This window comes from Burkholderia sp. Tr-20355, assembly GCF_017104685.1.
GTDB lineage: Bacteria > Pseudomonadota > Gammaproteobacteria > Burkholderiales > Burkholderiaceae > Burkholderia > Burkholderia seminalis.
Genome location: NZ_JAAGPK010000003.1, coordinates 22,501 through 43,303, shown reverse-complemented (window position 1 = coordinate 43,303; position 20,803 = coordinate 22,501). Strand labels below are relative to the sequence as shown.

Sequence of the window (20,803 nt, the reverse complement as noted above, 5' to 3'; positions counted from 1 at the left end):
AGCGGATAATGGCGCGGCGCGGCGAAGAAAATAATGAAGTGAGCCTGAGAGCAGACGGAGTGAAGAACGGAAGTAGGTCCGCCGCGTTGCCGATGCGAGGTCGGCTGCCCGGAGCGCCGGGTCGGGGTTGCCCGGTCCGGCGCGCACCGGACTTTTGCATGCGTGCTGCCTGCGTGGCTAGATCCTTCGGAATCCTCCCCGGTCTCTCCGCCGTCGCTTCCCGAATCCCGCCTTCCCCCTGATCGTTTCCGCCTGGCGCGGCCAATCCTGGTCTTTCGTTTTTATTACGAAAAGGCCGGTCAAATCTACAAAAATGAAAGGCATTTGTCGGGAATGCAGAGCGTTAAGCAGGCGCACGTTGTGGGCAGGCGACACGTCGAAAATTAATTAAAAACACGAATCATTCTCGTTTAATATTTCGCTCCGTTACGAGCCATGACATCGCGTCACGGCTCTTTCGCGCCGGTCGTGCCGGCCGGCATCCACCCGCGCCGGCCATTCGCGGCCGGCATGCGCGACGGGGCGATCCTCCACGCGCCACAGCCTTCTTCACGGAAAAGGGTGTCGTCGGCCGATTCGCCGCGTGACGCGCGCGTTGACCGGACACGTTTCCGTTCGCCGTTTTTCTTCACCACCCCTACGTTCACGATGAAACTCAACAAGAGCGCCTGCCATGCGCTTCTGATCGCCGCGTCGCTGGCCGGCGCCCGCACCGCGTTCGCCCAGGCGAGCGATGCCGCGGCCACCTTGCCTGCGATTTCCGTCAACGCGGCCGCCGAGCATGCGTCGTACGACGGCGGCCACTCGCGCGCGGCGACCAAGACCGACATGTCGCTGATGGACGTGCCGCAGACGGTGAACGTCGTCCCGCACGCGGTGATCGAGGACCAGAACGCGACGTCGCTGCAGGACGCGCTGCGCAACGTGCCGGGCGTCGGCTTCTCGGTCGGCGACGGCCAGCGCGACCAGATCACGATCCGCGGCTTCAACAGCATCACGGACCAGTACGTCGACGGCATTCGCGACGACGCGCTGTACTACCGCGACCTGTCGAACGTCGATCGCGTCGAGGTGCTGAAGGGGCCGGCGGCCGTGCTGTACGGGCGCGGCTCGGCGGGCGGCATCGTGAACCGCGTGCTGAAGCGGCCGCTGGCGAACCCGGTGAACGACGTGGGCGTGACGCTCGGCACGCGCGGCGAGCGGCGCGGCGAATTCGACCTCGGCTGGAACGCGAACGACGCGGCGCGCTTTCGCATCACCGGCGCGGCCGAGAACTCGAACAGCTTTCGCGACCAGTTTCAACTGAACCGGCAGGCGATCGCGCCGTCCGCGCAGTTCAAGCTCGACAGCGACACCGTGCTGAACGTCGAATTCGACTATCTGCACGACCGCCGCACGTCCGACCAGGGCCTGCCCGCGTATCGCGGCCGGCCGGTGGACGTGCCGATCAACACGTACTACGGTTCGGCCGACGCGGCGAACAGCTCGTACAACGACGTCTCCGCGAAGAGCGCGACGGTGTCGCTCGATCACCGTTTCAACGATTCGCTGTCGTTCCACGGCGCGATCCGCGCGTACGACTTCTCGCTCGAACGCAAGAACTACGTGACGTACGAGCCGATCAAGACGGCCGCGCACCCGGTCGTCACGCTCGACCAGTCGACGCGCCAGCGTACCGATCACGGCATCGACGGCCTGTTCGAACTCACGCAGAAGACGTCGCTGTTCGGCATGCGCCACGAACTGCTGTACGGGCTCGAACTGTCGCAGCAGCAGAAGTTCGACACGATCTACGGCGTGACGAAAGTCGCGACCTACGATCTCTTCGATCCGCAACAGGTGGTCCTGCCCGGCGTGCCGACCGGCGCGCGGGCGAAGACGAACGCGTCGACCGTCGTCGGGCTCGCGGGCGTCTACGCGCAGGACCTGATCTCGCTGACCGAGCACTGGAAGGTGCTCGCCGGGTTGCGCTTCGACTACCTGAACCAGATCCGCCACGACTATACGTCGTCGAACGTCAATCTCGACCGCACCGATCACGCGTGGAGCCCGCGTGTCGGGCTGATCTACGAGCCGCTCGACTGGCTGACGCTGTACGGATCGTTCAGCCAGTCGTTCTCGCCGCTCGCCGATACGCTGATCAGCTCCGGCGCGTTCGCGAACGGCGCCGCGCTCGCGCCGCAGAAGACCACCGCGTATGAAGTCGGCTCGCGCGTCGATCTCGGCGGCAAGGCGACGGCCAGCGTCGCGCTGTTCGACATGCGCCAGACCAACCAGCAGATCGGCGATCCGGCGAACCCCGGCTATGCGCTGCCGATCGGCACGCAGCACGTGCGCGGGATGGAGCTTGGCCTGACCGGCGAGATCGCGCCGAAGTGGTCGGTGTATGCGGGTTACGCGTACCTGAACGGCACGGTCGACGGTTCCCCGCAATCGACGGCGGCCGGCCTCGCGTTGTCGAGCAACACGCCGGGGCTGATGCCGCGCCACAGCGCGAGCCTGTGGCTGAAGCGCGAGCTGCCGTACGGCTTCTACGCGGCGGCCGGCATGCAGTTCCAGTCGGCACGTTATGCGTCGGCGAGCGATCTCGTCACGCTGCCGTCGTTCACGGTGTTCAATCTGGGCGCCGGGTACCGCAGCAAGAAGGTCGACGTGACGCTCACGCTCGACAACCTGTTCAATCGCCGTTACTTCATCGCCGCGCACGGCAATGCGGACCTGTACAACATGCCCGGCGATCCGCGCACGCTGACCGCCACGGTGAAATGGCACATGTAACGCGCTTGCGGTGAGCGATGCAGGCCTTCGTCAGGACGGCCTGCATCTCGTTGCCGACGCTCGCGGCGCCGGTTGGCAGGTTGCCGGCGGCGCCGTCATTCGACGTCCTCGTCGTCCTCCGTATCGTCCATCTCCTCCGCGCGCGCCGGCGCCGCATACGCGCTCGCCTGTTCGAGCAGCCAGCCGCGGAACAGCTCCAGCGGCTTGCTGTGGCTGAATTCCGTCGGATACACGAGGTAGTACGCCGAATCGCCGACCGTCGCGGCGTCGCACGGCACGACCAGGCCGAGCTGCTGCAGCTGTTCCTCGACGAAGAACTTCGGCACGAGCGCGATGCCGAGCCCGGCCGCGGCCGCGCTGATCAGCATCGTATGCAGTTCGTAACGCACGCCCTGCATCGTGCGGATGTCCTCGACGCCATGGGTCTCGAACCACTGCGCCCACGCGCCGGGGCGCGTGGTCGAGTGCAGCAGCGGATACGCGAGCAGATCCTCGACACGCTCGACCGGCCCGTCGAGCAGCGCGGGCGAACAGATCGGCACGACCTCCTCGCCGAACAGGTAGTCGGACGAGGTGCCGGGCCAGGTCGGCTTGCCGTAGTGGATCGCGGCCTCGAAGTGCGTGTCCTCGAACGAGAACAGGTCGGTGCGGCTGCCCATGTTCACGCGCACGTCGGGCGTGCGGTCGTAGAAGCTCTTGATGCGCGGGATCAGCCAGTGCGATGCGAAGGTCGGCAGCACCGCGAGCTCCAGGTAGCCGCCGCCGCTGCCGTGCGCGATGATCGACAGCGTGTCGCGGTCGAGCGTTTCCAGCGCGCGCCGCACCTGCGTGCCGTAGAGCTTGCCGGCGCGCGTCAGCACGACGCGCTGCTTCACCCGGGCGAACAGCCGCACGCCGAGGCTGGCCTCGAGCGTCGCGATCTGGCGCGACACCGCGCTTTCGGTCAGGAACAGCTCCCTGGCCGCGTGCGTGAAGCTCTCGTGGCGCGCGGCGGCTTCGAAAGCCACGAGCGCGCCCATGTTGGGAATCTTGAATTTACGCATGATGCTCGTTTCGTCTGACGAACGGGGCCGCGCCGCGCGAGGGCGGAAGGCGGGCGGGGGACAGGTAATAATTCCAAAAACTCATCACGTGTCAATTTAATCTCGCTTTACGCCCGGCTGCAACCCTTTGAATAATGCTCCCCACGCAAGGTCAGGCGCCCGCCGGGCGGCCGGCCGACGAGTTGCCGGCACGTTTGCCGGCGGTCCCCCGAAACGAGAATCCTGATGCGCAATCCGAATATCGAGAGCTTGCTGACGAAGCTGCTGGGACAGGCGAAGACCGACGCCCTGTTCTCGACCCTGAACATGCCGGCCATCCTCGAAGAATGGGAGGACGGCGTCGTGACGCGCGCGGAAATCGCGCAGGCGATGAACATGGCGCTGTTCGAAGGGCTGCTCGAACGTTCGGCGAACGGCCGCGCCTACACGGCCGAAGCGATCGAAAGCGGCGGCTCGGTCTATTTCGACCACGGCGCGCTGCGCACGGTGCGCTGGCCGCACACGGGCGCGCTGCCGCCGGGCGAAGCCGCGTTCACGCGCATCCTGCGTCCGCTCGGGTTCCGCCTGAACGGCCGCTACCCGCTCGACAAGCTCGGCATGACGGGCCGCGCGTACGCGCACGAAGACGCGCCGGACGAAATCGCGCAGTTCTTCGTCAGCGAACTGCATCCGGAACGTTTCTCGAAGGAGTTCCAGCAGGCCGTGACGAACGTCGTCAGCTCGTCGCGCGATCCGCTGTCGCCGGCGGCCGTCGCGCTGCTGTGGGAGGTCGAGCGCGAAGGCTGGCTGCCGCTGGACGCCGCGCAGGCGCTGCTGCCGGAAATCGTCGGCGCGTTCGCGCGCCAGCACGACGTGCCGAACGAACTCGATTATGAAACGCTGCTGATGGAATCGGCGGAAATGGCGTGGATCGCGACCGAAGGCAACGCGTTCAACCACGCGACCGACCGTGTCGCCGACGTGTTCAAGCTGTCCGACGACGAGAAGGCGAAGGGCCGCCCGATGAAGCCGGAAGTCGAGCGTTCGCGCTCGGGCCGCGTGTTCCAGACCGCCTATCGCGCCGACACCGTCGAGCGCGAGTTCCGCACCCGCGACGGCGGCACGGTGAAGCGCAACGTGCCGGGCTCGTTCTACGAGTTCATCACGCGCAAGCGCACGTTCGACCAGGGCGCGCGCCGCTGGGTGACCGACCTGCGTTTCGATGCGGGCAACGCGCAAGGCATCTTCAAGATGACGGCGAACGCGGCGAAGTAACGCGGCACCGCGGCGGAAGCGACGAACCGGTCGGGCAGGACGTGCATGCGTCCTGCCCGATCTGCGTTGGGGGGCTCGCGATGCCGCGTCGGCGCGCGTCGACGGTCGTGCGGCGAAGCCGTCCGTGGCCGTCGGTCGTGTCGTCGAAGGGGAGGGGTGTGCCGCGAAGGCGGCGGGCGCGTGCCGGGCGCCGCGCCGTCAGAAGACGTGCGTGATCAGATAGAACAGCACCAGCAGCCCGAACGGTACGCCGAGCAGCCAGGCGATCAGGTATTTACCCATATCGTTGTCCTGAATGGCCGCGACGCCATCGGCGCCGCGGCGGGTGAAATTGCCGGATGCGTTACAGCTCGCGATCGAAATCCTTCAACTGCTTTTCGGCTTCATCGCGGGCGATCCCGTAACGTTCCTGGATCTTGCCGGCCAGGTAGTCGCGATTGCCTTCGGCGACCGCGAGATCGTCGTCGGTCAGCTTGCCCCACTTGGCCTTCAGCTTGCCGGTCAACTGCTTCCACTGGCCCTTGATCTTGTCCTCGTTCATCGTGTGCTCCTTGGTCGTGATGGGAAAAACTGCGGGGGAAGCGCGGCAGCCGCCGCGCGGGAGGTCAGGCCTTCGCCTTCAGGCCGGATGCGTCGACGTGCTTCACGCCCTTGATCGCGCGCGTCACGGCGACGGCCTTCTTCACGGCCGTCTTGGTCGGCAGCACGCCCGTGAGCGTGACGACGCCGTCGACCGTCTTCACGCTGATGTCGGTGCTCTTCACGCCGTCGGTGGTCGCGAGTTCACCCTTCACCTTGGTCGTGATCCACGTGTCGGTGACGGGCTGGTTCGATTCGGTCGCCATGCCGCTGTCGGCCGACGAGGCCTGGGCGTGCGCGTTCGTGAGCGGCGCGGCGGACAGCAGGAAGGCCGCGCTGACGGCGAGCAGCGTCGAAAGGTGCGAGGTCTTGTTCATGGATGTTCTCCTTCGATGGGCGTGTTGAATGAATGGATCGACGAGCACGGAGCGTGCCGCGGGTTACCGGGCGATCGGCGTGTCGTAGCCGGGCTCGCGCGGCGGCATGTCCGGGCGCGGCAGGTCCGGCGGCAGCGGCACCGGCGGATCGGTGCCGGGCGGCGGTTCGGGCGGAGCGTCCGGGGCCGGCTCGGGCCGCGTCGGATCGGGTGTCTGATGCAGCTTCATCCGGTTGTCCTCCTCTGCGGTGTGAAAGGGCAGCGCATGAGCGCCGATGCAGTACCAGCGTACCGACGCGAACGCGAGCGGACATCGCGCAAATTCACCGGATCGGCTAGTGCGTTTGCACCGGGAATGGCACGGGCGGGCAGGAACGGGGAACGCATCACGACCCGGGCAACGCGCGGGCACCGGCGCGAGGGCCTTGCCGTGCCGTTGGGCGGGACACCGCACGGTGCCGATGCGGCATGCGAATGTACTATTGGAGGTAGTGCATTCGCGCCTGTCGCGTCCTCGCGCGGTACGCGATCATCACCGCACGCGCCGGCCGGGGCGTGCGGCGTAACGGGGCAATCGGCGGGCGGTCATGTTGACGACAGGGACAACGACTCGATGAACGAACAAGTAGACGAACAGGCGCTCAAGTCGCACACCGACCGGCGCCAGCTGCACCAGATCATCGCGGGGCTCACCGAAGGCGTGATCCTGATCGAGCCGGACCAGCGGATCGTCTGGGCGAACGAGGCCGCGCTCGCGATGCATGGCGTGACCGAACTGGCCGCGCTCGGCGCGGACGTCACCGAATACCGCGAGCGCTTCCGGCTGCGCTACCGGAACAACCATCCGGTGCGCGACGGCCACTATCCGATGGATCGCGTGATCGCCGGCGAGGAGTTCAGCGACGTGACGGTCGAAGTCGAATCGGCCGCCGACGAAACCGTGAGCTGGGTGCACCGCATTCGCAGCCTCGTGCTGACGAACGCGGCCGGCGAACCCGACTGCCTCGCGCTCGTGCTGCACGATGCGACCGAATGGGCGAGCGCCGAGGAGCGCTTCGAGCGCACCTTCAACGCCAACCCGGCGCCGGCCGTGATCTGCCGGCTCGACGACTTGCGCTACGTGAAGGTCAACCAGGGCTTCCTCGACATGACGGGCCACGCGCGCGACGACGTGCTCGGCCGCTCGGTGTACGAGGTCGACGTGCTCGAACAGGCCGAGCGGCGCGAGCTGGCGATCGAACGGCTCGGCGAAGGCGCGACGATCCCGCAGATGGAAGCCGTGCTGAAACTCGCGGACGGCAGCACGAAGGCGGTGGTCGTCGCCGGGCAGCCGATCGACATGAACGGCGAGGCGTGCATGCTGTTCACGTTCATGGATCTCGAGCCGCGCAAGCAGGCCGAGCGCGCGCTGAAGCAGAGCGAGGAGCGTTTCGCGACGGCATTCCGGATGGCGCCGGTCGCGACCGCGATCGTCACGGCCGACCGCTTCGAACTGCTCGACGTGAACGATGCGTTCGCCGCGATGACGGGCCATGCGCAGGACGCGCTGCTCGGCAAATCCGCGGACGAGATCGGGCTGTGGGCCGAGCGCGGCGCATGGCAGCGCATCGAAGGCCGGCTCGCGCGCGACGGCAACGTCCGCAACGCCGACGTGCAGATCCGCACGCGCGACGGCGATGTGCGCGATTGCGTCGTGTCGGCCGATCCGGTCGCGATCCACGGCCGCGATTGCCTGCTCGTCGCGCTGCTCGACATCAGCGATCGCAAGCGTACCGAGATGGAGCTCGTCTATGCGATCGAGACCGCGATGCAGGATGCGTCGTGGTTCAGCCGCACGCTGATCGAGAAGCTCGCGAACGTGCGGCGCGCGAATGCGCCGGACGCGGGCGCGCAGTTGTCGGACCTGACCGCGCGCGAGCGCGACGTATTCGACCTGCTGTGCCACGGCCTTGCCGACAAGGAGATCGCGGGCCGCCTCGGGCTCGCGCCGAACACCGTGCGCAATCACGTCGCGACGATCTACGCGAAGCTCGACGTGCACAGCCGCGGCGAGGCGATCGTGTGGGCGCGCGAGCGCGGGATCGTCGGCGCGGCCGAGGCGAACGGTGCACGCGGCGAGAAGGGCGGCACGAAGGGCAAGGACTGACGCCGACGGTACGAATGCACCACGCACACTGGTGCATCCGCATCTGCCGCCCGCCGCGTTCGCTTGCGATCCTGTCCACTCGGCGGGGCGGCGCGGGCCGCCGCATCGCCGGTTCTCCCTCACCATCGCAGGAGACGACCATGGACAGGAATCGCATCGAAGGCAAGCTCAAACAGGTCAAGGGTTCGGTCAAGGAAGCGCTCGGCAAGGTAACGGGCGACCGCAAGGCGGAAGCCGAAGGGGTTGCCGAACAGCAGGCCGGCAAGATCCAGGAGAAGGCCGGCGAGGCGGCCGACGCGGTGCGCAAGCCGGTGCGTACCGATCGGTGCTGACCGATGACGCGACGCCCGCCGCGGGCGTCGCAAAGGCCGGCCGGGCCGTCGTCGCGACGATGATGCGCGATCGGCATGACCACGGCCGGCCTTTGCCCGAGGGCGCCGCCGCCGCGCCCTCTTGCAGCCTTCCACGCTCGACCCCTCGCCGTACTGGCCGCGGGTCGCCCGCGAACGCGGAACTTGATGAAAAATCCTCACAACATAGTTCCGATATTTCGTTTGCTGCGCGGGTATTGGCTACCCACAATCCCTTCACCTCTTTCGCGATGAAAGGTTCTTCGGAGACGGAATCGCGGTGATCGGCCGGCCGGTTGGCGCATCGAATGACGCCCCGGCAGCGCATGCCATCACCGACGCGCGAGAGGTCGCCGACGCGCGGCCGCCGCGCGTTGCATCCCGACCCACAGAAGAAGGATTGCCATGACGTTCCGCATTCGTTCGCTTTCCGGCGTTGCATTGACCGCTGCGCTCCTCGCGTTCCAGACAGGCGCGGCCCATGCGCAGGAAACCGTCGTGAAGGTCGGCGTGGCCGGCCCGCTGACGGGCGGCGGCGCCGCATACGGCAAGGACATCGAGAACGGCGTGCGCATGGCGGTCGACGAAGCGAATGCCGCGCACACGACGGTTGGCGGCAAGCCGGTGAAGTTCGTGATCGCATCGCAGGACGACCAGAGCGATCCGCGTACCGGCGTGCAGGCGGCGCAGCAGCTCGCCGACGCGCAGGTGGCCGTCGTGATCGGCCACTTCAATTCGGGCACGACGCTGCCCGCGTCGAAGATCTACGCGAAAGCCGGCATTCCGATGATCACGCCGTCGGCGACCAATCCCGACATCACGCGCGCCGGGCTCGGCACCGTGTACCGCGTGATCGCGACCGACACGCAGAACGCGGGCAACGCCGGCGCGTACGCCGCGAGCGTGACGAAGGCGAAGCGCATCGCGATCATCGACGACCGCACCGCGTTCGGCCAGGGCGAGGCCGACGAGTTCGAGCGGGCCGTGAAGGCGAACGGCGGCACGATCGTCGCGCGCGAGTTCACGAACGACAAGGCCGTCGACTTCAGCGCGCAGCTCACGAAGATCAAGAGCACCAATGCCGACCTCGTGTTCTTCGGCGGCCTCGATGCGCAGGCCGCGATGCTCGTGAAGCGCATGCGCCAGCTCGGCATCCGCGCGCAATTCCTCGCGGGCGGCGGCGTGATGAACGCGAACTTCATCAAGCTCGCCGGCAATGCGGCCGAGGGCGCGTCGGTGTGGGAATACGGGCAGCCGCTGTCGCGTCTCGCGAAGGGCAAGCAGTTCGAAACGAAATTCAGGCAGAAGTACGGCGTCGACATGCTCGCGTACGCGCCGTTCGCGTACGACGCGACGTGGATCGCGATCAACGCGATGCAGAAGGCGAACTCGACGAAGCCGGCCGATTTCAACGGCGCGCTGAAGGGCACGCGCTATGACGGCATCACGGGCACGATCGCGTTCACGAACACGGGCGACCTGAAGAACCCGAGCTCGACGCTGTATGAGGTGAAGAACGCCGCGTGGCAGCCCGTCACGACTCAATCGTCGGACTGACCGCGATACGCGCGAGCGGGCTTTCGCGGCGATGCCGGACGTGCTGAAATAGCCGAAGCGATCGCCGGGGAGTCCGCCCACGCGAGGCCGCGCGCGACGCGGCACGAACAACCTACGGGCGCGGCCGGCGGGCTGCGCCTTTCACGTGCAACCGGAGTCAGTCGTGAGTTCTCAAGTCGTCATCGTCGGCGGTGGTGTGATCGGCAGCTCGATCGCTTATTTCCTGCGCGCCACCGATCCCACGGTCGCCGTGACCGTCATCGAACGTGACCCCACCTATGCGCGGTCGTCGTCGGCGCTATCGGCCGCATCGATTCGCCAGCAGTTCTCGACGCCGCTGTCGATCGAGATGTCGCTGTTCGGCATCGACTTCCTGCGCACGATCGGCGAGCGTCTCGAAGTGGACGGCAACCGGCCGTCGATCGACCTGCACGAAGGCGGCTACCTGTTCCTCGCGACGCCGGCCGGCGACGCGACGCTGCGCGAGAATCATGCGCTGCAGACGCGCCTCGGCGCCGATATCCGCCTGATGGACCGCGACGCGCTGCGCGCGAAGTTTCCGTGGCTGAACGTCGACGATCTCGTGTCGGGCGCGTACGGCGCGAGCGGCGAAGGCTGGTTCGACGGCTACGGGCTCGTGCAGGCGCTGCGCAAGAAGGCGCAGGCGCTCGGTGCGCGCTACGTGCCGGCCGACGTGAAGGACGTGGTACGCGACGGGCGCAAGATCACGCATGTCGTGACGGGCGACGGCGAGCGCTACGCATGCGACACGCTCGTCAATGCAGCCGGCGCATGGGCGCGCACGCTGTCGTCGATGATGGGCATCGACATTCCCGTGTATGCGCGGCGCCGCAGCATCTTCAACGTATCGTCGCCGGCGAAGCTCGCCGATTGCCCGCTGCTGATCGACCCGACCGGCGTGTATTTCCGGCCGGAAGGGCGCACGTATATCTGCGGCACGTCGCCGAGCCCGGATCGCGACCCGGACGACCTGCCGCTCGACGAAGTCGATCATGACCTGTTCGACGAGGTGATCTGGCCGACGCTCGCGAATCGCGTGCCGGAATTCGAGGCGCTGCGCGTGGAGAACTGCTGGTCCGGGTACTACGAGTACAACGTGTTCGACCACAACGCGATCATCGGCTATCACCCGGCGCTCGACAACGTCGTGTTCGCGAACGGTTACAGCGGCCACGGATTGCAGCAGGGGCCGGCGACGGGGCGCGGCGTCTGTGAACTCATTCTGGGCGGGCGTTACGACACGCTCGACCTGTCGTCGCTCGGCTGGGCGCGTGTGCTGGAAAACCGGCCGATCGTCGAAAAGAACGTCGTGTAGCGCGGCGTGACCGCCCGGTCGTGTTGTGGGCGGGATTCTCCTTGTGTCTCAAACCCGTTGGCCCGACGCGTGTCGGGCCTTTTTTTCGTGCGGGTCAGCCGGCGCCATAGACGGCGTCGCGCAGATCCAGCGTGTACTGGCCGTTCATTCCTTCGTAGAGCGTGTTCGACAGCGACACGACGGTCAGCCCGCGTGCGCGATCGACGAACCAGGAATGACCGTAGACGCCACCCCAGCGCCAGGTGCCGACCGATTCGGGCGATGCGGCCGCCTGCGGGTCGCGCAACACCGAAAACCCGATCCCGAAGCCCGCGCCCGGCAGGTCCGCCAGCTCGAGGTCGCCGGTCTGCACGCGGCCCATTTCGTCGACGAGGTCCGCGGGCAGGATGGCGCCGCCGCCCGCGCGCAGCGTGTCCAGCACCGTCAGCACATCGCCGGCGGTGCCGACCATGCCGGCGCCGCCCGATGCGAAAGCCTGCGCGTCGAGCGCGCGCGACGGCGAGTACGTGACGCCGACGAACTCTGCGTCGATGGGCACCGTCTCGTTCTCGGCGAGCCGGTGCGGCTGCGGCGTGTCGTTGACGTACGGCGTGGCAAGCCGCGCCGGATCGCGCGCGACGAAGGCCGTGTCGCGCGCGCCGAGCGGGCGGAGCACGAGCGCATCGATCGCGTCGGCGAGCGGCACGCCGCAGACGACCTCGATCAGCGCGCCGACGACGTCGATCGACAGCGAGTAGTTCCAGTCGGTGCCGGGCGCGAACTGCAGCGGCACGCTCGCGATCCGGCGCAGGTTTTCGGCGAGCGTGATCGTCGCGCCGTCCAGCCCGTCGGAGACGCCGGCACGCGCATAGGGGCCGTTCGCGTCGGTCTCGCTGAAGCGATAGCCGAGGCCGGCGGTATGCGCGAGCAACTGTCGCAGCGTGATCGTCGGCACGCGGCCGTCGGGCAGTGCGGGGCGGAACTCGGGCAGCCAGCGCGTCACGTCGTCCTCGAGCGACAGCTTGCGTTGCGCGACGAGCGCCATCGCGGCCGCCGAGACGATCGGCTTCGTCACCGATGCGAGCCGGAACAGCGTGTCCTCGCGCATCGGCGTGCGCGATTCGCGGTCCGCGAACCCGGCCGCGCGGCGGTAGACGAGTTCGCCGTCGCGCGCGACCAGGACCACCGCGCCGACGAGGCGCTGCGCGTCGAGCTGGCGGGACAGGACCGCATCGATGCGCTCGGCGAGCGCCGGATCGATGGACGACTGCCGTGACGAAGCTGAAGAGGAGGTCATCGAGGATTCCTTCGTGAAGGGTCTGGTCGACATGTTATGGGCGGATGGCCGCACGCGTCGTTAACCCTTACACGGAACAGGGCTACGCGCGCGGCACGGGCCGGCGGACAAAATATGCCCCAATCGGCCGGCGCCGTTCGTTAGAATCTGCTTTCGTCGAGGAAATGACGCATCCGCATGGGTGCGGAGCAGTATCGAATCGCAGGCGCCGCGCGCCGCGGTTCCATCGTTCATCTTTCACCGGAGGCGAGCATGCCAGGTTTACTTCCCGATGTTGACCGCGAGGGGCTCCTCGAATATTCGGTGGTGTACACCGATCGCTCGGTCAACCACATGTCGCAGCGCTTTCAGGGCGTCATGCGCGACATTTCCGCCACGCTGAAGAAGGTCTACCACGCGAAGGCGGTCGCGATCGTCCCGGGCAGCGGCACGTTCGGCATGGAAGCCGTGGCGCGGCAGTTCGCGACCAACAGGAAGTGCCTCGTGATCCGCAACGGCTGGTTCAGTTACCGCTGGTCGCAGATCTTCGACATGGGCAGCATTCCGTCCGAAACGACGGTGCTGAAAGCGCGTCCGGTCGAAACGGGCCGGCAGGCCGCCTATGCGCCGGCGCCGATCGACGAAGTGGTCGCCGCGATCAACGAGCACAGGCCGGATCTGGTGTTTGCGCCGCATGTCGAAACGGCTTCCGGGATGATGCTGCCCGACGGGTATCTGCGCGCGGTGGCCGATGCCGTGCATGCGGTCGGCGGGATGTTCGTGCTCGATTGCATTGCGTCGGGCACCGTCTGGGTCGACATGCAGGCGAGCGGCGTCGATATCCTGATCAGCGCGCCGCAGAAAGGCTGGAGCGCGTCGCCGTGTTGCGCGATGGTCATGTTCAGCCCGCTTGCGCGCGAACGCATCGATTCGACGACCAGCACCAGCTTCGCGTGCGATCTGCGCAAGTGGCTGCAGATCATGGAGGCATACGAGGGCGGCGGGTTTGCGTATCACGCGACGATGCCGACCGACAGCCTCACGACGCTGCGCGACGTGATGAAGGAAACCGACGCGTACGGTTTCGACAAGGTGAAGGCCGAGCAGCTCGAACTGGGCGAGCGCATTCGTGCGCTGCTGGCGGAGAAGGGGTTCAGGAGCGTGGCGGCGGCAGGGTTCGAGGCGCCGGGTGTCGTGGTCAGCTATACGGACGACGACGGGATTCGAACCGGGAAGAAGTTCGCGGATGTCGGGTTGCAGATCGCGGCCGGCGTGCCGCTGCAGTGCGACGAGCCGGAGGACTTCAAGACGTTCCGGCTGGGGTTGTTCGGTCTCGACAAGCTGCACGATGTCGATGGCGCGGTCGAGCGGTTCTCGGATGCGTTGAACCGGATTCTTTGACGCGGTTGTTCGGCGCGGGCGCGCACCGGATCGTTGCCGGGACGGTGCGCGGTGGCGTGCGCTGTCCTGGTCTAGCGGTCCCGAATGGGCACGGTGAGTTTCGATGCCGACCCACTCGACCACGTGATCGTTCGAGCGGTTTCCGCCTCCACCGGTGACTACGCCGAGTTCCGCCTGCTTCAACGCGTCGTCCAGCGCCTGATGCCTCCGACAGAGGCATGCCGCGCATGGTCGTCGGTCTTTACCGACCGGGAAAGGAGACCGGATGCACCGCCGATTTGTCATTCGTGCCGGCCGGCCCGCCGATGCAGACGCACTCACGAAACTGGCATTTCTTTCGAAAGCGCACTGGGGCTACCCCGAGGCGTGGCTGGATCTTTGGCGAGCCGATCTCACGGTGACGCCCGAGATGATCGAAAGCTCGATGGCGTACGTGGCCGAAACGGAAGAACGGATCATCGGGTTCTGGGTGAGGGCTGCGACCGATTCCGATGCGCTTACGCGCGGATGGTTGTTCGTCCATCCGGATCATATGGGGCAGGGCGTCGCACGTGCGCTATGGTCCGCGCTCAGGAAGGAAGCCGCCGCGAAGGGAATCGGAAGCTTCGTGATCGAGGCAGATCCCAACGCCGTGCCGTTCTATATGGCGCTCGGCGCGGAGAAGATTGCCGAGAAAGAGTCGACGCTCATTCCGGGCAGATGGGTTCCGATCCTGCGGGTACCCGTGTGATTTGGCGACGTGGTGCAATCATCGGGGCGACCGAACGGAATTCCACGCTGCAGGCGGACCCGTGTCGTTTGTCCGACTCGCGCGACCGCATCACCCGGCCATCCCGCGCAAATGAAAGGACGCGCGATGCAGGGCGAAGGTAAAGCGATCATGCTCGACGCGACGGCCCACCCGAGGCGGACTGGCCGCGCATACGCGCCGAAGAGCACCGATCCGCGCGATTACCAGCACGCACCGGGTATCGCGGCAGTCATGCCGAAAGCATTTCCGGACGGTTTCGTCGTCGCGGAACACCAGCATCCGCGCGCGCAACTCGTCTACACGACGACGGGCATAGCCGAAGTCCGTGCGAGCCAGTCGCTGTGGATGATCCCGCCGCATCGCGCACTCTGGATTCCACCGGACCTTCCGCATGCGATGCGCGCACACGGCCTCCTCGAAATGCGAACGGCGTACGTCGACCCGCGCGCGTACCCGTCGGCTTATCCGAATCAACCGAGACTGGTCGAGGTGTCGCCGCTGCTGCGTGAACTGATCGTGCGCGCGTCGTCCCTGCCGATCGACACGCATCCCGCCGGACGCGACGATCTCGTCATCCAGCTCATGCTCGCTGAAATCGAATGGTCGCCCGAGCAGCCGTTAAGGCTTCCGTCTGGCCGGGACCGGCGGCTTGCACGCGTCTGCGATGCCATCCTGTCGGATCCGGCCGATCAACGAACGCTGACGGAATGGGCCGGTGAAGTCGGTGCGTCGAGCCGAACCTTGGCGCGGTTGTTCCAGGCCGAAACGGGCTTGTCGTTCAGCCAGTGGCGACAACAAGCGCGTATTTCAGCCGCGCGCCCGCTGCTGGCGTCGGGTTGCTCGGTGATCGCCGTCGCGGCCGAACTGGGCTACGAAACGACGAGCGCATTCTCGACCGTGTTTCGCCGCTTCACGGGCATGACGCCGAGCGCTTACGCGAAATTGTCCGATTCGGCGTAGCACACGTCTTACCGGAACACGCGGGACATGGCGTGCGGGCATATCGTGTCGGTCAACGAATCCACCGACCGAATGAGGCCAGCCGACATGACGCGCCACGACATCGAATTCCCGTCCGAATCCGCGACGCTGCGGGGCTGGTTCTACGTGCCGACGCGGCGCGTCGCCGACAGCGAAACGTATCCTGCCATCGTGATGGCGCACGGCTTTTCGGCCGTGAAGGAGCAGTATCTGGACCGCTACGCGGAGGTGTTCGCCGCGAGTGGTTTTGCCGTGCTGCTCTACGATCACAAGAACTTCGGCGCGAGCGACGGGCTGCCCCGTCAGGAAATCGACCCCGTACAACAGAAGCGCGGCTATCGTGATGCGATCAGCTACCTGCTGACGCGTGCCGATGTCGATGACGAACGCATCGGTATCTGGGGCACCAGCTACAGCGGCGGCCACGTGCTCGAAGTCGCCGCGATCGACCGGCGCGTGAAATGCGTGGTGTCGCAGGTGCCGACGATCAGCGGATACCAGTCGAGCTTGCGCCGCACGCGTTCCGATCTCGTACCGGCAATGCTGGCGCGTTTTGACGAAGACCGCAGGCAGCGCTTCGCGGGCAGCGCGCCGGCCATGTTGCCGGCCGTCAGTGCCGACCCGTCGGCTGCGTGCGCGATGGCCGGCGCGGATGCGTACCGGTTCTTCACCGAATCGGCCGCGCAGTTTGCGCCGAGCTGGCGAAACGAAGTGACGTTACGCAGTGCGGAGATGTCCCGCGAGAACGAACCGGGCCAGTACGTCGACCGCATCTCGCCGACGCCACTGCTGATGATCGTCGCCGATCAGGACGTGTTGACGCCGACCGACCTGTGCCTCAAGGCATGGGCAAACGCACTCGAACCGAAGCGCCTGCTCCAGATCAAGGGCGGGCATTTCACGCCGTATATCGAGCACTTCGACGCAACCAGTCGGGCGGCGGCGGAATGGTTCACGCAGCATCTGGGCGGCGTGCCGACCTGAGCCCGCGCGCGTCCGACCGGCGCCGCCGTTGGCGCTATGCGTGCCGCTTCGGGTTCCACGCCTTGTGGACGAACTCGAGCCGATTGCCGTCGAAGTCGGCGACGTTCGCCGCGTAGTAGCCGCGGGCGAAGTAGGTGCGATCCGCCGGTTTTCCCTCGTCGATGCCGCCGGCCTGGAGCGCGGCTGCGTAGGCGGCGTCGACCCGTTCGTTGGAGTCGCAGACGATCCCGAGATACAGCCCCGTCTCGCCGGGTTTGCGCTGGCGCAGCCAGATACTCGATCCGACCGCGGTGCCCTTGCCGTACACGTCGTCGCCGATGCCGTAGAGATCGGGGACGCCCTCGGGGCCCGACGCGGAGTCGTAGTTGCCGAAGATGCGCCAGCCGAGCGGTTTCAACGCTGCGGCGTAGAAGGCCAGCGACTTGTCGATGTCGGTGACGGAGAGGTAGACGTGGTCGATCATTGGGCCGCCTTTTTCGGTGTGGGTGTGCGGGGTTGGGACATCACGCTATCGGACCATAGCAAACCGGCGATGCGCTGCACAGCGCCGACGATGGTCAAGCGCGGTCGCGCGGCAATGGGGGCTCACAAATGACGTGCCGCAAACCGGCGCCGACGCCGGCCGTTGCTTCGTCATATGAAGTAATAGCTGTAATCCCGCATGAAATCTTCTTTCCGGTGACTCGGGCTAGACTGGTCGCGCCTTGTCCCCCCCAAGGCGTTTGGTGACTTCCGCTCGGCCCGCGCTTTCCGGCGCGGGCCTATTTTTTCGAGCGGGTGCTGTCGGCGCTCGAGTGAGCGCCAACGGGATGCGCATGGGTTTTTCGAATCCTTTCAGGTGAGCAAGGTATCGACATGCGATCGTCAGGTATCCACAGGATCTCGCCAATGTCACGTCGCGTCGCGTGACGGCCCGGTATGGGGTGAGCGGGTGTTCCTTGTATCCCGCTCATTGGCCCGACGTTGTCGGGCCTTTTTTGTTGGTGAGCGAAGAGGTGTACTGCTGCAGGCAGTGTGTGGCACCATCGCGGTGGTCTCGACATCACACCCGGGTGCAGGCCCGCCCATCTATCCGAGGGGATCTCATGTTTGACCACGTCAAATTCGGCGTCAGCGACTTTGCCGCCAGCAAGGCGTTTTTCCTCAAGGCGCTTGCACCGATCGGGGCAGTGACCGTGGGCGAGGGCGAGCCTTCTTACGGTATCGAGATCAGTACGCCCGCCAAGGCCTCGTTGTGTCTGTTCCAGTCGGACGAGAAACCGGCGCATCTCCACATCGCGTTCGTGGCCGACAATCGGCAGCAAGTCGATGCGTTCTATCGCGCGGCGCTGGAGGCGGGCGGGAAGGACAACGGCGCGCCCGGGCTGCGGCCGCATTATCACGCGAACTACTACGCGGCATTCGTCATCGGGCCGGATGGGCACAATATCGAGGTGGTGTGTCATCAGGCGGAGTAATCGTCGGCGGCTGGCCGATGTCGTCGAAACCATGAACTGACGTATGCATCCGGCATGCACGGGAGTCTCGCGGGATGAGTGACATCGCCATCGATATACCTTTTCCGGTCATCGCGATTATCGTCGGCGCCATCTACTGGCCGGCGACGCTTGCTATCGGGGCGGTCGGCCTGTATTTCGGCGTGACGCGTCTGAGTGGAATCGGGCGCGTGGTCTGTGTCGTCGTTGCGCTGGTGTTTATCGTCGATGCCGGCGCGGGGATCTATGAATCGCTCAGGCAGAGTTTGAGTGCTTCAGCCTGATTGGAGCAGTACGATGGCGTATCGATTTCAGGTGGCGTCGAATGTCCTTCGCGACGGGTTGGGTGTTGAGCTAACCGACACGGAGGGAAATGTGCTCGCCGAAGTGTTCAGATGCGACGCCGACCATACCCTGACGGTTTCATTGTTTTGCGACGCGCTGCCGTTTGCGCAAGTGGAGAAATTGGTTCTATTGGCACGGGACGAACTGGTTGCATTTGAAGATGGAACGCCGCTGCCGATTCGTATGGACCGCCACGATTCGTCACCCGGCTGTCACAACCTGAGAGATGGAAACGGATAACGATCGATAGCGATGTATGCGGCATTGCGAGTGAGCTACACTCGGCCGGCAATCTGCACCGACGATTCAAATAATACCGGGGCGGGGGCCATCGGCCTCCCGAAAAGACGATGCCAATCAGCAAGCTGAAGGCCATGCCGGCGTTTCACACGGACGCGCCGCCGCAGATCCGTCATGCCGTCGCGCTCTTCGCGATTGTCTGGCTCATCGAGGTCGGATGTGCTGTCTGGCTTCAGAGGCTGGGTTTCGATCAACTTGGTGAAGTGCCCGCGGAAAAGGCAACGCTGATGCGTAAGGGCATTGCCCTGATCGCCGTGGTCCAGGCATTCTGGCTGCTCTTGAACGCGAGCCTGATCATCGGCCTTTGCCAGCGACAAAAGCTGGCGCGAACGCTGGAACTGATACTCACGATTGTCACGACGCTAGCCTTCATCGTGATGGCGCCCCCGTTCAGGATGACTCTGTTCGAAGTGTCCTTTTTCGCCAATGCGATTGCGACCGTGCTCATTTATTCGGGCCCATGTTCACGCTGGTTCCAGGGTACGACTTCGTAAGGTCGTTACGTTTGTTATTGCGAATGCGGGTCGACGAGATGAAGGCCGTCGTGCGACGCCGCGAAGATTCAACGGAAAGACGAGCGTGAATTCGAATGACATCCGCCGAGCCACGGCAGACGACGTACCGGCACTTACGCAGATCCGGAACGATGCGCATGCAAAGAAAGTCGCGCATGGCGACTATGTGTGGGGCAAGGAGGGTGACGGCTTCTCCGAGCGGTGGGTACGAAACCATGTCGCCGAGAAATCGGTGTATGTCGTCGAACAGAACGGCACGTTGGTCGGAACGTTCTCGCTGAGTTTCGACGATGATCCGCACTGGGGGCCGCAAGAACCGGTCGCCGGGTACGTGCACGGGCTATGTGTGCGGCAAGGTTTCAACGGGCTCGGGATCGGCGGCGTCATGCTCGATTGGTGCGCCCGCGAGGTGAGCCGCATCGACCGGCGTTTCGTTCGACTCGACTGCGCTGCCGAAAACACCAAGCTCTGCGCTTATTACGAATCGCTCGGCTTCGTCCGCGTGGGGATCAAGTCGGATGGCCGCGACTGGTCGTTGTACGAGAAACCGGTTGCCCCGCACCGACCGGAACGTTGAAGGGTTTCTCTCACGCACTTCGTCGAAGCGAATGAAACCGGCGATGCACCTTTTTGCCAGAACCGACCAGATCATCGACAATCTGCAGCCGTCAAAAAAATCAGAGAGAGAGGGTGTATGCGCAGGACCGGCAAGATGTTCGCGGCAATCTTGAGTCTGGCAGTCGTCGGCATTGCCGGCGTTCGGGCGGCCTCCGCCGGCGAATCCGCATTTCCGCGCTACACGCAGACGGAAGGCCAGCTCGATAGCGACGGGCTCCCGCTTTCCGGCGTGAAGCTCTGCGTGCTTCCCGACCATGCGCCGTGCTTCGAGATGCCGCCGGCGCCGCTTCCCGGTTCGTCCCGGGAGGTGTACCAGTTCGGCCTGAATCCTCGCTCCGAACGGCTGCCGATCGCATCGGGCGGCTCGTGGGTGTTCTTCTCGGGGATGTTCTCGGGCGGCGGCAGCGGGATGCTGGAGCGTGTGGCCGTCCTGCGTGTCGGCCCGAATGGCAAGATCGAGAACCTGATGCCCAAAGTGACCGAAACGGAGATGGCCGACCGCGCGATGTGGAAGCTGCCGGACGTTTCGCCCTACCCGGTGTTTGTCCGCGCGGACTATATCTGGGAGAAGGACGAGGATCATTTCGGCAAGCACTTCTTCGAAGTCGACGCGTGGGTGTTCGATCCCGCCGCCAATCAATATGCGAAGCGTTTTTCCTACCGCACAACCAGGCGCTACGACCGCGGCGAGGGCTCGGACCACGTGTTGAGTGCCGAGCGCGCGGAAATCCTGCGCCGCCTCGCCGCGAGCAAATAGCC

At 65.6% G+C, this 20,803-nt stretch carries 23 protein-coding genes; 16 read left to right on the top strand and 7 right to left on the bottom strand.

Annotated elements, in window-relative coordinates:
- Nucleotides 1-446 precede the first annotated feature (446 nt).
- Entirely contained in the window at nucleotides 447-659 is a 213-nt protein-coding gene (locus G3N62_RS01540; protein ID WP_124670114.1) for a hypothetical protein, read from the bottom strand.
- Here G3N62_RS01540 and G3N62_RS01535 point away from each other — a divergent pair.
- Entirely contained in the window at nucleotides 649-2,778 is a 2,130-nt protein-coding gene (locus G3N62_RS01535) for a TonB-dependent siderophore receptor (protein ID WP_124608117.1), read from the top strand. The two genes, G3N62_RS01540 and G3N62_RS01535, sit on opposite strands and share 11 nt — an antisense overlap.
- Before the next feature lie 95 nt (nucleotides 2,779-2,873).
- Here the strand turns inward: G3N62_RS01535 and G3N62_RS01530 are convergent, their stop codons facing one another.
- A complete protein-coding gene (locus G3N62_RS01530; protein WP_124670113.1) occupies nucleotides 2,874-3,821 on the bottom strand; it encodes a LysR family transcriptional regulator in 948 nt (315 codons plus the stop codon).
- A 225-nt stretch (nucleotides 3,822-4,046) separates the two neighbouring features.
- Here G3N62_RS01530 and G3N62_RS01525 point away from each other — a divergent pair, with 225 nt between their 5' ends.
- Nucleotides 4,047-5,075 (top strand): DUF1338 domain-containing protein, encoded by a 1,029-nt coding sequence (locus G3N62_RS01525; protein WP_034188436.1) that lies wholly within the window; start codon nucleotides 4,047-4,049, stop codon nucleotides 5,073-5,075.
- A 343-nt stretch (nucleotides 5,076-5,418) separates the two neighbouring features.
- Here G3N62_RS01525 and G3N62_RS01520 read toward each other — a convergent pair whose 3' ends face one another.
- The 3 genes from G3N62_RS01520 to G3N62_RS01510 all read right to left on the bottom strand — a co-directional run bounded on the left by G3N62_RS01520 (nucleotide 5,419) and on the right by G3N62_RS01510 (nucleotide 6,259).
- The gene (locus G3N62_RS01520; RefSeq protein WP_034188435.1) at nucleotides 5,419-5,616 is read right to left on the bottom strand and encodes a CsbD family protein; all 198 of its coding nucleotides are present in this window, start codon (nucleotides 5,614-5,616) and stop codon (nucleotides 5,419-5,421) included.
- 64 nt (nucleotides 5,617-5,680) lie between these two features.
- A complete protein-coding gene (locus tag G3N62_RS01515) occupies nucleotides 5,681-6,031 on the bottom strand; it encodes a BON domain-containing protein (protein WP_034188434.1) in 351 nt (116 codons plus the stop codon).
- Nucleotides 6,032-6,094: 63 nt separating this feature from the next.
- Nucleotides 6,095-6,259: a hypothetical protein gene (locus G3N62_RS01510; protein WP_167361896.1), complete on the bottom strand. Its 165-nt coding sequence runs from the start codon at nucleotides 6,257-6,259 to the stop codon at nucleotides 6,095-6,097.
- A gap of 384 nt (nucleotides 6,260-6,643) precedes the next feature.
- Between G3N62_RS01510 and G3N62_RS01505 the strand changes: the two genes are divergently transcribed.
- From G3N62_RS01505 to G3N62_RS01490, 4 genes are all read left to right on the top strand, one after another.
- Nucleotides 6,644-8,176, top strand: a complete 1,533-nt coding sequence (locus G3N62_RS01505; protein WP_034188433.1) for a helix-turn-helix transcriptional regulator — start codon at nucleotides 6,644-6,646, stop codon at nucleotides 8,174-8,176.
- A 140-nt stretch (nucleotides 8,177-8,316) separates the two neighbouring features.
- Complete coding sequence (locus tag G3N62_RS01500; protein WP_124670112.1) at nucleotides 8,317-8,508, top strand: CsbD family protein; 192 nt, start codon at nucleotides 8,317-8,319, stop codon at nucleotides 8,506-8,508.
- 423 nt (nucleotides 8,509-8,931) lie between these two features.
- Nucleotides 8,932-10,083, top strand: coding sequence for a branched-chain amino acid ABC transporter substrate-binding protein (locus G3N62_RS01495; protein WP_034188431.1), 1,152 nt, complete (start codon nucleotides 8,932-8,934; stop codon nucleotides 10,081-10,083).
- A gap of 163 nt (nucleotides 10,084-10,246) precedes the next feature.
- On the top strand, nucleotides 10,247-11,419 hold the full coding sequence (locus G3N62_RS01490) for an FAD-binding oxidoreductase (RefSeq protein ID WP_034188430.1): 1,173 nt from the start codon (nucleotides 10,247-10,249) through the stop codon (nucleotides 11,417-11,419).
- Nucleotides 11,420-11,513: 94 nt separating this feature from the next.
- Here the strand turns inward: G3N62_RS01490 and G3N62_RS01485 are convergent, their stop codons facing one another.
- Nucleotides 11,514-12,695, bottom strand: a complete 1,182-nt coding sequence (locus G3N62_RS01485; RefSeq protein WP_124670111.1) for a serine hydrolase domain-containing protein — start codon at nucleotides 12,693-12,695, stop codon at nucleotides 11,514-11,516.
- Nucleotides 12,696-12,947: 252 nt separating this feature from the next.
- Between G3N62_RS01485 and G3N62_RS01480 the strand changes: the two genes are divergently transcribed.
- The 4 genes from G3N62_RS01480 (at nucleotide 12,948) to G3N62_RS01465 (ending at nucleotide 16,791) form a co-directional block, all read left to right on the top strand.
- Complete coding sequence (locus tag G3N62_RS01480) at nucleotides 12,948-14,075, top strand: aminotransferase class V-fold PLP-dependent enzyme (RefSeq protein WP_124608114.1); 1,128 nt, start codon at nucleotides 12,948-12,950, stop codon at nucleotides 14,073-14,075.
- Nucleotides 14,076-14,340: 265 nt separating this feature from the next.
- Nucleotides 14,341-14,805 (top strand): GNAT family N-acetyltransferase, encoded by a 465-nt coding sequence (locus tag G3N62_RS01475; protein WP_049028879.1) that lies wholly within the window; start codon nucleotides 14,341-14,343, stop codon nucleotides 14,803-14,805.
- 111 nt (nucleotides 14,806-14,916) lie between these two features.
- A complete protein-coding gene (locus G3N62_RS36360) occupies nucleotides 14,917-15,786 on the top strand; it encodes a helix-turn-helix transcriptional regulator (protein ID WP_083286465.1) in 870 nt (289 codons plus the stop codon).
- Between the two features lie 87 nt (nucleotides 15,787-15,873).
- A complete protein-coding gene (locus G3N62_RS01465) occupies nucleotides 15,874-16,791 on the top strand; it encodes an alpha/beta hydrolase (RefSeq protein ID WP_124670110.1) in 918 nt (305 codons plus the stop codon).
- Nucleotides 16,792-16,825: 34 nt separating this feature from the next.
- On the opposite strand, the gene G3N62_RS01460 is transcribed toward G3N62_RS01465, so the two are convergent.
- Nucleotides 16,826-17,254, bottom strand: a complete 429-nt coding sequence (locus G3N62_RS01460) for a VOC family protein (RefSeq protein WP_034188425.1) — start codon at nucleotides 17,252-17,254, stop codon at nucleotides 16,826-16,828.
- A gap of 622 nt (nucleotides 17,255-17,876) precedes the next feature.
- On the opposite strand from G3N62_RS01460, the gene G3N62_RS01455 reads away from it, so the two are divergent.
- The 6 genes from G3N62_RS01455 to G3N62_RS01430 all read left to right on the top strand — a co-directional run bounded on the left by G3N62_RS01455 (nucleotide 17,877) and on the right by G3N62_RS01430 (nucleotide 20,801).
- On the top strand, nucleotides 17,877-18,248 hold the full coding sequence (locus G3N62_RS01455; RefSeq protein ID WP_034188424.1) for a VOC family protein: 372 nt from the start codon (nucleotides 17,877-17,879) through the stop codon (nucleotides 18,246-18,248).
- 74 nt (nucleotides 18,249-18,322) lie between these two features.
- Nucleotides 18,323-18,550 (top strand): hypothetical protein, encoded by a 228-nt coding sequence (locus tag G3N62_RS01450; RefSeq protein WP_049028877.1) that lies wholly within the window; start codon nucleotides 18,323-18,325, stop codon nucleotides 18,548-18,550.
- A gap of 13 nt (nucleotides 18,551-18,563) precedes the next feature.
- Entirely contained in the window at nucleotides 18,564-18,851 is a 288-nt protein-coding gene (locus tag G3N62_RS01445) for a hypothetical protein (RefSeq protein ID WP_080287844.1), read from the top strand.
- A gap of 110 nt (nucleotides 18,852-18,961) precedes the next feature.
- Nucleotides 18,962-19,405 (top strand): hypothetical protein, encoded by a 444-nt coding sequence (locus tag G3N62_RS01440; protein ID WP_034188422.1) that lies wholly within the window; start codon nucleotides 18,962-18,964, stop codon nucleotides 19,403-19,405.
- 85 nt (nucleotides 19,406-19,490) lie between these two features.
- Nucleotides 19,491-20,003, top strand: coding sequence for a GNAT family N-acetyltransferase (locus G3N62_RS01435; RefSeq protein WP_124670109.1), 513 nt, complete (start codon nucleotides 19,491-19,493; stop codon nucleotides 20,001-20,003).
- Nucleotides 20,004-20,120: 117 nt separating this feature from the next.
- Nucleotides 20,121-20,801 carry a hypothetical protein gene (locus G3N62_RS01430; RefSeq protein WP_034188420.1) on the top strand — a complete coding sequence of 227 codons (681 nt, stop codon included), beginning with the start codon at nucleotides 20,121-20,123 and terminating at the stop codon, nucleotides 20,799-20,801.
- Nucleotides 20,802-20,803: the final 2 nt, after the last annotated feature.